Origin of the sequence: Acetatifactor muris (assembly GCF_024623325.1) — a bacterium.
Lineage (GTDB): Bacteria > Bacillota > Clostridia > Lachnospirales > Lachnospiraceae > Acetatifactor > Acetatifactor muris.
In genome coordinates, this window is record NZ_JANJZD010000011.1 from 93,630 (window position 1) to 106,214 (window position 12,585).

Annotated in this window: 11 protein-coding genes and 1 riboswitch; of the genes, 1 reads left to right on the forward strand and 10 read right to left on the reverse strand. The window is 47.3% G+C overall.

Annotated elements, in window-relative coordinates; genetic code table 11:
- Nucleotides 1–53: 53 nt before the first annotated feature.
- Nucleotides 54–1,241: a phosphoribosylaminoimidazolecarboxamide formyltransferase gene (locus tag NSB25_RS12285; RefSeq protein WP_257479256.1), complete on the reverse strand. Its 1,188-nt coding sequence runs from the start codon at nucleotides 1,239–1,241 to the stop codon at nucleotides 54–56.
- 128 nt (nucleotides 1,242–1,369) lie between these two features.
- Nucleotides 1,370–2,077, reverse strand: coding sequence for an IMP cyclohydrolase (locus NSB25_RS12290; RefSeq protein ID WP_103239941.1), 708 nt, complete (start codon nucleotides 2,075–2,077; stop codon nucleotides 1,370–1,372).
- A gap of 319 nt (nucleotides 2,078–2,396) precedes the next feature.
- A riboswitch (ZMP/ZTP riboswitch) is annotated at nucleotides 2,397–2,477 on the reverse strand.
- A gap of 196 nt (nucleotides 2,478–2,673) precedes the next feature.
- Between NSB25_RS12290 and NSB25_RS12295 the strand changes: the two genes are divergently transcribed.
- Nucleotides 2,674–3,435 carry a flagellin N-terminal helical domain-containing protein gene (locus tag NSB25_RS12295; protein WP_103239939.1) on the forward strand — a complete coding sequence of 254 codons (762 nt, stop codon included), beginning with the start codon at nucleotides 2,674–2,676 and terminating at the stop codon, nucleotides 3,433–3,435.
- A gap of 68 nt (nucleotides 3,436–3,503) precedes the next feature.
- Here NSB25_RS12295 and NSB25_RS12300 read toward each other — a convergent pair whose 3' ends face one another.
- From NSB25_RS12300 to NSB25_RS12335, 8 genes are all read right to left on the reverse strand, one after another.
- Complete coding sequence (locus NSB25_RS12300) at nucleotides 3,504–4,526, reverse strand: Rpn family recombination-promoting nuclease/putative transposase (RefSeq protein WP_103239938.1); 1,023 nt, start codon at nucleotides 4,524–4,526, stop codon at nucleotides 3,504–3,506.
- Nucleotides 4,527–4,748: 222 nt separating this feature from the next.
- Entirely contained in the window at nucleotides 4,749–5,354 is a 606-nt protein-coding gene (locus tag NSB25_RS12305) for a hypothetical protein (protein WP_103239937.1), read from the reverse strand.
- A gap of 74 nt (nucleotides 5,355–5,428) precedes the next feature.
- Nucleotides 5,429–6,478, reverse strand: coding sequence for an SGNH/GDSL hydrolase family protein (locus NSB25_RS12310; RefSeq protein ID WP_103239936.1), 1,050 nt, complete (start codon nucleotides 6,476–6,478; stop codon nucleotides 5,429–5,431).
- Between the two features lie 14 nt (nucleotides 6,479–6,492).
- On the reverse strand, nucleotides 6,493–8,085 hold the full coding sequence (locus tag NSB25_RS12315) for an MBOAT family O-acyltransferase (protein ID WP_103239935.1): 1,593 nt from the start codon (nucleotides 8,083–8,085) through the stop codon (nucleotides 6,493–6,495).
- 2 nt (nucleotides 8,086–8,087) lie between these two features.
- Nucleotides 8,088–8,318: an acyl carrier protein gene (locus NSB25_RS12320; protein ID WP_103239934.1), complete on the reverse strand. Its 231-nt coding sequence runs from the start codon at nucleotides 8,316–8,318 to the stop codon at nucleotides 8,088–8,090.
- Between the two features lie 140 nt (nucleotides 8,319–8,458).
- Nucleotides 8,459–9,961 (reverse strand): amino acid adenylation domain-containing protein, encoded by a 1,503-nt coding sequence (locus tag NSB25_RS12325; protein ID WP_103239933.1) that lies wholly within the window; start codon nucleotides 9,959–9,961, stop codon nucleotides 8,459–8,461.
- A gap of 168 nt (nucleotides 9,962–10,129) precedes the next feature.
- A complete protein-coding gene (cuyB, locus tag NSB25_RS12330) occupies nucleotides 10,130–10,849 on the reverse strand; it encodes a cysteate racemase (RefSeq protein ID WP_103239932.1) in 720 nt (239 codons plus the stop codon).
- Nucleotides 10,849–12,504: a transglutaminase domain-containing protein gene (locus NSB25_RS12335; protein ID WP_103239931.1), complete on the reverse strand. Its 1,656-nt coding sequence runs from the start codon at nucleotides 12,502–12,504 to the stop codon at nucleotides 10,849–10,851. The genes cuyB and NSB25_RS12335 overlap by 1 nt, the downstream gene beginning before the upstream one ends.
- Between the last annotated feature and the right edge of the window lie 81 nt (nucleotides 12,505–12,585).

Below are 12,585 nucleotides of genomic sequence, written 5' to 3' on the forward strand. Positions count from 1 at the left end.
CACTTTTCAACAGGTTATTTACAGGAGTTCCCCTGATTTTTCCTGCCGGCGCGTCAATGATGGAACAGCCGGATGCCGGTAAAGGCCATCACCATATTGTGTTTGTCGCAGCACGCAATCACCGCGTCATCACGCATGGAACCGCCAGGCTGTGCAATGTATTTCACGCCGCTCTTGTATGCTCTCTCAATATTGTCCGAAAAAGGAAAGAACGCATCCGATCCCAGCGTCACGTTTTGCATCCCGTCAAGCCAGGCACGTTTTTCCTCTCTGGTGAACACAGGAGGTTTTACCTTGAATGTTTTCTCCCACACGCCGTCCGCCAGCACATCCATATATTCATCTCCCATGTAGACATCAATGGCATTGTCCCGGTCCGGTCTGCCCAGCCTGTCCACAAACTGCAGGTTCATCACCTGAGGTGACTGGCGCAGGAACCAGTTATCCGCCTTCGTACCTGCCAGTCTCGTACAGTGGATGCGGGACTGCTGACCTGCTCCGATACCGATGGCCTGGCCATCCTTCACATAGCAGACGGAATTGGACTGGGTATATTTCAATGTAATCAGCGCAATTTTCATGTCAATCAGCGCTGACTGTGGGATTTCCTTATTCACCGTAACGATATTGGACAGCAGGTCACCATTTACATCCAGTTCGTTTCGTCCCTGTTCAAAAGTGATTCCATATACCTGCTTTTTCTCCTGCGGTGCAGGAACATAATTCTCATCAATCTGAATAATATTATAGCTTCCGCCCTTTTTGGCCTTCAGCAGCGCAAGAGCCTCGTCCGTATAGCCGGGCGCGATGCAGCCGTCGGACACTTCCCGCTTTATCAGCTTTGCCGTATCTTTATCACATATGTCAGACAACGCAATGAAATCTCCAAAGGAAGACATTCTGTCCGCGCCTCTGGCCCTGGCATAGGCACAGGCCAGCGGAGAAAGCTCTCCCAGATCATCCACCCAGTAAATTTTCGCCAGGGTTTCGCTCAGCGGCAGCCCCACCGCCGCCCCCGCCGGAGACACATGCTTGAAGGAGGCAGCCGCGGGCAGTCCTGTCGCCGCTTTCAGCTCCTTTACCAGCTGCCAGCCGTTAAAGGCATCCAGAAAATTGATATATCCAGGTCTGCCGTTTAACACGGTTACCGGAAGCTCGCTTCCGTCCTCCATGTAAATCCTGGAAGGCTTCTGATTGGGGTTACATCCGTATTTCAGTTCAATTTCTTTCATTTGATTCACATTCCTTTCTTTTTCTGTTCTGCACTTAATCTGTGTATGTCCGTTGTCTCGCTGTTACATTCTCCCTTTTGGGCAAAGAGTTATCATTGCATGGAACAGGCCTTTCAGGCGAAATTGCATTTTATTTCTCATTGATTTTTGTTCATGATACGCGTCTCGCTCTCACCTGTGGCAATATCAATAAATCTCACAAAAAGCGACACCTTATTGTCCTCGTTCAGACTCTCCCACACCCTGTTCACAAAGCTGTCAATATCCCCTTCAATGACGACCTTCTCCGGTTCCCCGTAAAAGCTGGGCAGGGGATTCCCGTCCTCTCTGTAGGTATGGATAAAGCGCCCCTCTCCTGCCGCCGGATTGTCATATGCAAAGGTATATCTGTTACAACAGGCCGGGTCCCCGTCATTGCTCTTCAGAATAGACATCGTATAATCAAAGTTCCCCGCCTCAATATGCACAATTCCGGATATCCTGGGAGTATAATTAGGACTGTCCGGCTCATATTTCCGGCTCCTCAGAGCCTGTTCAAAGGTCAGTCCGTTCTCCAGACCTTCATAAATGGTATCTGTCTGATCTCCGTTTGTCACAATCGTATCACATCCCCGCACTCTCACAGGGGCATAGATGACCAGACTGGGATCTGACAGCTTTGACGGGTCAAATGCCTGAGTACGGATTCCTTCCCCCTCGGTCACAAAGATGCGATTGCGGCTGTTCACGCTTCTCCCCATAATAAAATACGCGATCACAGCTTTCTCTCCGTCGGCGGAACGTCCTATGACGATTCCTCTTCCGGGATATACATTGTTTTTCAGTTCCTTTTCCAGTTGCAGCATAAAACTGTCCTCCTCATTTTAAGTTCCGCAGTTTTCCTTCTCCGCACAATTCCTTTAGAAACATTTCCGGCCATTAAAATACGGCCGTTTATGTTTCTGTGCGGAGAAGGAAAACTGCTGTTTAAGTTCCGCAGTTTTCCTTCTCCGCACAATTCCTTTAGAACCATTTCCGGCCATTAAATCATACGGCCGTTAATGTTTCTGTGCGGCTTCGGATAACTGCTGTTTAAGTTCCGCAGTTTTCCTCTTACAAAGCAAGCCGGCTGTTCTGTCACTGCCGTACAACGGAACATACACTCGCATTTCCATTGCGCTTCATACGCGGTGCCCAGACGGTCGGCTTTGGTTTTCGCTGCACTTCCTGTGGGTTATCCCACTTCCGTCAGTCATGCAGCGCCTGATATTTTTATCTTACATGTACTCCCTTCATTTTGCAATAGTCTGGCTGAGAAAAGTCTGCACTTTATAGAAAAATTTTCTAAAATCATGTTTATCAGCAGGGAACAGAAAATTTTCCAGTTGAAATATTTACCAAAAGATTGTATAATTCAATTGATTATAAGTAGAAAGGACATATGTGAAAAGGAGGTCAATTTATGAATACTATATCCGCAAATAACGGTATTTTTAATTCCTACTCTCATATTTCCAGCGGCAAACGAATCAACACTGCGGCAGATGACGCGGCAGGACTTGCTATTGGACAGAAAATGCAGAAGCAGGAGAACGGTCTCCGTGTAGGCGGGCAGAACGCCCAGGAAGGTATCGGTGCCCTGAATGTGGCGGACGGTGCTCTCGGCGGTGTTATGGATTACCTGCAGAGAATCCGTGATCTTGCAGTGCGGTCTATGAACGGACTTTCTTCCTCTTCTGACAGATCATACTATCAGAATGAGATCAACCAGTTAAAAGAAGGCATCCAGTCTATGGCCAAAACAACTTCTCTGAACGAGCAAAAGCTGCTGGACGGAAGTATGGCTGATATGCATCTGGCAACCAATCCCGACGGAAGCGGCATGAGAATCGGTATGGCAAATTCCACATTGGAGGCGCTGGGAATTGCTGATTTCGATGTTACTTCCGGAAATTTTAGCCTGGATGATATTGACAGCGCCATAGAAATGGTATCCGGCATGAGAGGAAATCTGGGAGCTTCCACCAATCGTCTGGAGCATACCTACAATTATAATACGGCAGCAACGCTGGAACAGGTAAGTTCCAGAAGCCGTATCGAGGATCTGGATATGCCGAAGGCAATTTCCGACCAGAAAAAGGAAGATCTTCTCAGCGAATACCGAAATCTGATGCTGAAGAAGCAAATGCAGCAGGATTCCATGGTATTGAGATTATTTCAATAATTTCTGTTGACTGCAACCTGCATCAGATAAAAAATGCTGCCACACCCTTCAACGGTGCGGCAGCATTTTTAGATATCTTTTCTAATCTGTTCAAAAACTGCCTCGGGATCATAATCCGGAGCAAATGTTTTTGCTTTATTATAAATCAACTCAATAACAGGGATTTCTTCCTCCAGCTCTTCGGCAATTTGTTCCAGTCCTTTTCCTTTTTTAAGCTTTTTACATATCAGAGATATCTTATTATAAAGCTCTCCTTCTGCCTTACCCTCAGCCTTACCCTCAGCCTTGCCTTCTGCTTTACCCTCGGCTCTGCCTTCCTTCCGAATTCTGTTCAGCTGTTCCATCATCCTCAAATGTCTAAGCATATATCCCGCCGTCACCTCCGGATCTTTCTTCACTGCCCTGACCATTTCCTGTATCTTCAGCAGCTCCTCATTTATCGCATTCTCATCTGTAGTATGTTCCATGTAATACAAAAGCTGCTTTAACATCTCATTTGGTACGCCCTCTGTTCCTTTCGTATACAAAAACAAAGTGCTGGCTCCGTCTTCATAAGGCATTTCCGGCGCTTCCACACACATACTTTTTACAGTATACACCATCCGTTTCAGCCCAAATGGATCATAAGGCATAATCATAATAATGACAACATTTTTCAATTCCTCATAATCTGCCCCGGCATTCAGGCTCTTAACCGCAATCTTCGCGTGATAAAAGCGCATTCTCCGCGGTAGCTCTCTTTTATCCGCCGCATCTCCTCCCTGATCCGGTTCCATATTGTAAACCGTTACTCTCTCATCGGAATTTTCTTCTATCTCCGGTTCCAGATATACATCCAGCCGTGCACCATGCAGGTTCGTGTCAGCTCCATAATAAACCTTCTGCGCGGTGACCGACAAGTGCCTGAAATCTCTGCCGAAAATAATCTTCAACAGAATTTTTACAAATCTCTCTCCAATCTCCGGATAAGCCGCCATTGTGCTGAACAGAAAATCATCCAGCAGGTTCATTTCCGCCAGCTTCTTTCTTGCTTTCTGTTCCTCCGTCGCCTTTTCACTGATGTGCTCCTGACTTGCCGTTTTTCTTCTCATATTGTTCTCCTTTCCTGTCAGCGGAAAGAAGGGTTCATATGATAACCGTAAACAAAACATTCTGTCACCATTTTTCTCTGCAATCCGCCATACTCTTCTCTCATACAGGGATTCTCAGCCGAAATGATCTCAGATGTTCCATTAGATGTTTCCCAGATATGTATAGTCAGTATAGCAGATCAGAGAACGTAATGTCAATCACAAATCTGTTTAAAACAAAATTTAATTATCCAGAACCTTAGACCGGTACTCTATGGAAACGATTGTTTCCCCTTCCAGGATAAAGCATAATTTCATATCCCCTTTTTCATATACGGTCATACCGTTTTCATCTGTTCGGCCGGTTCCGTAAGCCTCTTCCATTTTGTCCACAGAGTCACCGATTCCAATCCCTTCTGTGGTGGTAATGGTGTCATCCTTGAAAATAACGGAAGATACATAATCCTTTTTGTCCGTGGGATATGTATCCAGCTCGAAGCTTCCATAAGTATAAATCTTGTCGATTCCCTCGAAAGCACAGCTGGGCGCTTCAAAATAAGAATCCGGCTCCCCCAGCTGTTCTATGACAGACGCCGCATCCACATCCATTTCAATGACTACTCCGTTATGGATAAAAACATAGCCACTATAGTCCGCAGCCATATCCTCCGGTGTCCCTTCCGGCCTTTCTTCCGGCATTCCGGATGCATCATCTGTCTCCGGCGCCGCTTCCGAATCGACACCGCTTTCCTTCACCGCCACATTCCCTTCAATTGTCTTCGCACTGTTTCCACACCCGGAGAACAGCGTCATCAGACATATGAGTCCTGCAAGTATCCTTTTTTTCATTTTTGTCATATCCTTTCTGGTATTCTATGATGTCAGGCTTCCTGTGATTCTTTGTAATTCTTTGTGATTCTCTGTTATTCTATCGCTTTCCATTGCCCTGTCATTCTTTTCTGCTCCTCAATCTCCTGCTCATAGGCGGAAATTTTTTCCTCCCACACCTCGCTCAGCTCTGCTTCCCCTCTTCTGTCCGGCAGAGCACATTCTTCCGCCAGTACCTTTCCCAGATACTTCGTTATTTTTTCCGCCCCTGTAAGATTCAGATGCAGGCCGCCGTCATAAGTATCCTGACTGAAGTCCAGCCCGGTTTCCTCTGCCAGCTCCAGGAAATTAATGTACAACAGATCATGTTCTGCCGCATAGACTTCCACCTGCTCCTCCCACTCGTCATACCAGTAAGGATACAGGGACGGCGCCTTTACCAGCACCAGCTGAATATCATTCTCCCTGCACAGCTCCGTCATTTTATCCAGATATCTGCAGGCGTTCTCACCAAACTGATAATCGGCAAGAATCCGTCCCTCCGGCACATTCTCCGCCGGTTTTACGTCAACTCTCATATAATATCCGTTGTGAGAAACAGGCTTCCTGTGAAACATATATTCCACATCCTCTGCATCCAGCTCACTCCATCGGGAATGATACCGGAGAATCGGAAAGACATAGTCCAGAAAGTGTTCCTCTTCTGTCATGGAAGCCAGTATGGACTTCACCTTCGAAACGGACCACCGCATTCCCTCCAGACTCATTCGATTGTAGGCCTCTTTCTGCGGCTCATCGTACTTCAATGCCAGCACGTTGAAGATGACCACCTTCGGCTTCTCATACCGGAGCGTGTCCTCCAGAAGATAGTAGGACTGCCAGATGAGCTGCTGAGCGCTTCCTCTGATATAACTGTTGATTCCGTAATCTTCCCATAGTACTTTGGGGGAAAAATTTTCATATACTTCACAGTCCCCGATGAAAATCACATCATGATTTTTCTCTTCTTCATAATACTCCGCGATGAGATTGCCCTCCACCACATCCGAAGCGTATTTGGGCATAAGCAGCCTCTGCAGGAGAAATAATGTCACTATGACAAAAGTTACAGAGCACACGGCTCTCACCATGCTTTTCTTATTCATAGTTCCTCTGCCTCCTAGAACTGATTATAAATGAACTGACTGGCATCATATCCAATTCCATAGGCGCCCATGAGAAGTACCGTCAGGAACAGGCCATACCAGATGGCAAACCGCAGTATATAAGGCTTCCGGGCAATTCTCTCCCTGACGCTTCCGCCCCGCTGCAGCAGGCTCACCAGAATCAGCGCCAGCATCCCCGCCGTTAAGATACCATAGTCCGTCCTGCTCAGCCCTAATGTCATCAGCGAACCATCCCACAAAATGTTCCAGTTTCTGGCAGTCAGCAGGCTTGTGAACATTCGAAAAGTCAGAGGCACATCCCGGTAACAGTCAAAAGCCCGCAGACAGCTCATGAGCAATATCGTCCTCACAACCTGAAAAAAGCGGAATCCCGCATTGTTCTCCACATGGAACTTCCCATGAAATTTCCGATACAGCGGTTCCAGCTCCTGGGATATCATAATCACACCCCAGTTGCCCAGTCCCCATACGATAAAATTCCAGCTGGCACCATGCCAGATTCCCGTGGCCAGCCATACCGCAAAGGAGGACAGGTACACCGGCACCCTTTTCCCCAGTGCTTCTCCCAGATGTCTTCTGGAGAATCTGGAAAGCTTCAGCATGGGCTGACATGCGGATATGGGATAAAAAATGTAGTCTGTAAACCATGTGCCCATAGTCATATGCCATCTGCGCCAGTATTCCTTGATGGATTTGGAAAAATAGGGGCGGTTAAAATTCTCCGCCACCTCTATGCCCAGACACTGAGCTGCACCGATGGTAATATCAATTCCCCCTGTGAAATCCGCGTACAGTTCCAGCGCATAGAACAGCATCCCCACCAGAACATAAGCCCCTCCATACGCCTCCGGATTTCTGACGATTTCATTGACTCCTGTCAGAATTCGGTCCGCAATTACCAGCTTCTTAAAGTACCCCCACAGTATCCGCTGCAGCCCCCGGCTCACCTTCTCCCACTGAAAAGCATGCTCCCCATACAGAGTCCGGGACAAATCTCCGAATCTGCTGATGGGCCCCTGTACCAGCTGCGGAAAAAAGGACACAAATAAAGCAAACCGAAACGGATTCTTCTCCGCGGAACAGGTTCCCCGGTATACATCAATGATATATCCCACTGCCTGAAAGGTATAAAAAGAAATTCCCATGGGCAGCAGTAAATCCAGTGTCTGCAGCTCTTTTCCATTTCCCAGAAAATGCAGAAGTCCATTCACATTGCCGATGACAAAGTTGGTGTATTTTACCACTGCAAGAATACCCAGATTGAGCAAAAGAGCCGCCAGCAGAAGTCTGCGCTGTCTCTTCTGAATTCCTCTTTTATAGGTCTTTTTCTCTTCTTTTCCCAGACTCTCTCTGTGCGCCTTTAAATACAGGCTCTGTTCCTCCTGCAGCCCCTCAATCCTGCATCCCAGAAAATAGATGGTCAGGGTTGTCACCACTATATAAATCAGATAATAAGGGTTCGCCATAAAATAAAACAGATAACTGGCAAGCAGCAACAGAGACCACTGGAATCTTTTCGGCACAATATAATACAGTACAGACAATACCGCCAGAAAGCCGAGGAATTCATATGATGTAAACAGCATCCCTACTCTTCATCCTCCAGCCTTTGTATCAGGGCATACAGTGCCTCCGCCGAATTGAAATTCTCCGGCACAATATATTTTGCGGAAATGGTTACATCAAATACCTCCGCCACTTCCGATATGATAGTGATAATGTCGAAGGAGTCCAGGATTTTGCCGTCCACCAGATTTTTACAGCCTGCAAAATCTACATCCGGATGTAAGTTGTTCAAGATTTCCATCAATTCTTCCATTTTCTCAGTTTCCTTTCCTCATGTGTGTCTATTTTTATCCTGTCTTTCCTATTTTCCCTGCTTTCCATGTTTCCGGCTTCCCTGTCTCTCATTTTCCGCTCCCTGCTTTGTGCTTTCCCTGCTTCGATTCTGCAAACGCTTTACAGCATCTTCGTCAATGTCATCCTGTCAATTTTTCCATTGGCCGTGTAGGGCAGTTTTTCCAGCCGGACGATTCTGCCGGGCAGCATATACCTGGGCAGCTTTTCCTTTAAGCTGACAGTCAATGTCTTCTCGTCTGTCCTGCCGCTGTAATAAAGGACAATTTTTGATCTCGCTTTATCATAGACACATCCTGCCGCTTCAATGCCGTCCAGCGCATTCACATTCACCTCAATCTCCCCCAGCTCGATCCGATGCCCCATATGTTTAATCTGATAGTCCCTGCGGGATACAAATTCCAGTTCCCCTCTGTCATTGAGGCGCCCGATATCTCCGGTACGATAAATCAGTTCCGGGTAAAATGAATTCAGGGGATTCTGGACAAATACTTCCGCAGTCTTTTCCGGATTGTTGTAATACCCCAGAGTCAGAGAAGCTCCCCTGATACAGATTTCTCCCTCTTCCCCTGACCCGCACCTTTGATTTTTCTCATTCAGCAATAAAATTTCCGTATTTTTAAACGGTTTCCCGATGGGAATTACATCTCCCGGCACAAATTCTCTGTCCACGGTATAATAGCAGCATACACCGGTGCCTTCCGTAGGCCCGTACAGATTCACGTATGTCGCATCCGGCAGGACAGCCTTCCACTTGTTAAACTGTTTCACCGGAAACGCTTCGCTGACAAAGGCAATCAGACGCAGATGCTCTGGAATCACCGTCTCAAAGGTCCCCAGCGCCGAGATCATGGTCAGCGCGGAAACCACCCAGCAAACGGTGTTAATCTGATATTCATTCATAAATTCTACCAGTCTGACCGGAAGCATAAACAGCTCTTTCGGAATCAGATAGGCAGAGGCACCGAATTTGACTGTGGAAAACAGTTCTCTCAGACAGGCGTCCATATACAAAGGCGCCTGATTGCCGAATACCGTATTCTCATCAAACCCAAGTGCCTCTGAAAGATGATCAATATAGTCAATCACCGAACGATGACATGCTGTCACGCCTTTTGGAATCCCCGTGGAACCGGAGGTAAATACAATATAAATCGGGTCCGTATCCAGTGCTTTCTCATAGATTTCCTGTAATGCCGCTTCCTTTATCCCGGTATGACATATTTCATCATACAGTACGATTTTGCCGTCAAAAGCCATTTTCTCTGCTGCTTCCATAGTCCCGGCATCACAGATCATCACTTTGGCCTTCACATTTTCCAGAATCAGGCGGATTCTGCTTTCCGGCATTTCCACATCAATGGGAACATAATAATTGCCTCCGCAAATCACACCAAAAAAAGCAGCGACCATTTTGGGATGCCTGTTCATAAAAATAACCACCGGCTCTCTGTATACGCCGCTGTCACTTAAAAATGTGCCGATTGCCCGGCTCTGTCCGTACACTTCCCCGAAAGTCAGACTTTCCGTTCCGTTGGAGTACGCCATCTTATCCGGTACCCTTTTCACACTATCCGTCAGATAATCCAAAACATGTGTCTGCATCTTATCCTCTGTCCTTTTCTCTCTCTTCCTTCCCTTACGCTTTATTGTCCGCGCGTTTCCATTTCCCCGTGTTCTTCTGCCTGCTTCCTTTTCTGCTTCTTTTTTATTGTCTGCGCACTTCTGAGACTGAATGCTTCTGGCCCCTGCTCTCCCGGTGCCTGCGGCTCCTCACCCTCTTACAATCAGCCGCGCATATTCTTCCCGCACCCGGTTACAGCTCTGCACAGCCTTCCGCGCCAGCACTTCCATCACATCCAGACAGCCCGCCGGCAGACTGTGATCTCTTTTAATCAGAGAAAGTTCCGTACATGCCAGCAAAATCACTTCTGCCCCCTGGTCGAACAGATTCTCAGCTATCTGGTAAAAAAGAGGCATATTTACCTCTTTCCCCGCTTTTATTTCCTGATAGATAATCTCCATGATTCCCTTCTGGCTTTCGGCATCCGGTATCATCGGACAAATCCCCCGCTGCTTCAATGCCTTCTGGAATAACCCACTCTGAATGGTTCCGTCAGTGGCCAGTATCCCCGCCCGGGACACCTTTTCTTCCTCCAGGTAAAAAGCCGTTTCCTCTATGGCATGAATTATGGGAAATCCGATTCGCCTCTCCAGCTCCTGATGAAAAAAATGTGCAGTAATACAGGGAATCGCAAGGATATCAGCTCCCATTTCCCTCAGCTTTTTCCCTGCCATAACCATATCTTCCACCGGGCTTATCTCACTTTTCCCTGTAATGTAGTCTGTCCGGTCCGGGATGGACGGCTTGCTGTAAAGCAGGATTTCCATATGTTCCTGATCTGTCCGCGCATCGCTCATCTGTGTCAGAAGCTGCAGAAAATATGCGGTTGCCATGGGTCCAAGACCGCCCAGTATCCCCAGCGTTCTCATCAGTTAACCTCCGGATATAAGCTATGGTCATAATTATGAGAATTACTGTGCGCTGCCGAGTATTCCATCAGCTGAGCCTCTGTCCACATACAGATATGGGGATGATCCTTAGCTCTTGGTGTTGTATCAAAATGATACCAGCCATACCCTACATCCACCAGATTCCAATAGTGATTGGATCTCGTGGGAATCTTTGCAATATCCATGTTGGTAATCCCTGCTCTGATCAGCAATGCCTTGGCTGTGCACGCATAGACATAACAGTCACCCCTGCCCTCCGCCAGCCCTTCGTAAGCCGCCCGCACCCAGTTATCTCTTTCAGAATGATTGACATATGCGATATGGGACTGATTATAACTGTAGATTGCCTCCAGCTTCTGCTCCGGCGTCATATCTTCCGTAAATATCTCAGCCAGTACATTATCTGCCAGCACATACACTTCTCTTTCATCATACACTCTGGGTCTGACCGTAATCTGCGCCGTAACCCTTGTCTCATTTCCCGCGAAATCTTTTGCAATATAAGTGATCGGATACGTTCCTTCCACGCTGAGATTCACCTCACTGTTATCCACGGTAAGAGTCAGACCTTCCGGACAATTATCCGTAACTGTCACGTTCTTCTTATAAGCGACAGAACCGCCTGCCAGCACGCTTAAGTCAGTCACACCGCTTATCACCGGCGGTTCCACATCCTTTTCCAGCGTTAATTTTGCCGTTTTCACCGTTTCGTTTCCGCCGGCATCCGTCACACTGATTTCCACTGTCTGCTCACCTGCGCCGGACAGGTCCGGCGCCTTTACAAACTTCGCCGTCACCGCTGTCACATCCTCAACTGAAAGAATAAAATCCTCCGGTTCTTTGGGAAGCAAGGTAAAATCATGGACATCCTGAAGCTCCACCTCAGGTGGAATCGTATCCACAATATGCATTTCAGCTTTGTAATCAACACCATCCACCTGCAACCTGACCATCCGGTCTGCGGGCACAGTGTAGTCATAACTGCCTATATCTGTCTTGAATTCCGCTTCTTCTCCCGCCAGCACAAAGTCCCCCAGCGTCGGCGGTTCACTGCCAGCTTCCACTGTCAGCTCAGAAACCACCTGCGAGACAAAAAGCTCCGAGACAATCGTCGTCTGATTCCCTCCCAAATCTGTCAGCAGTACCTCTATACTCTGCTTTCCAGGTACGGTGAAATCAGGCTGTACACCAAAGGATGCTTCCACATTTGTCGCATCCCTGATATCCGATACAAAAGCATCTGCCCCACACTCCTGTCCCAGCTCCAGATTTACTTTAACCGGTTCTCCCTGGGGCGCTATGGTATCCGTTATGTACAAAGTACTTTTATGTGTAAAATATCCCGCCCTGATTCTGACATGATACTCACCTGGAACCGTGATGTCGATTTCGTCACTGTCTTCCGTAAAATACGCTTCTTCCTCCGGCTCCCTCAAAAAATCCCGGACCGTCACTTCCACGCCTGCTTCCACATAGCATTCTCTGTATACTCTGCCATTCTCATATACCAAAAATACCCCTGACACGGCGAGCAGCAGAAAACATATGCCGCCAATCAGGAAATTTCTTTTGCCTGCAGATATCCGCCCCTGTCCGTTTGAATTCAGTGCCTCTCTTGTACGTTCACCATCCATTGTTCTTCCTGCCTGTAAACATTTATGTTATTATAAAATGTTCTTTTTGAAGAGTCAAGGTCAGCAATGTACAAAAGCAAG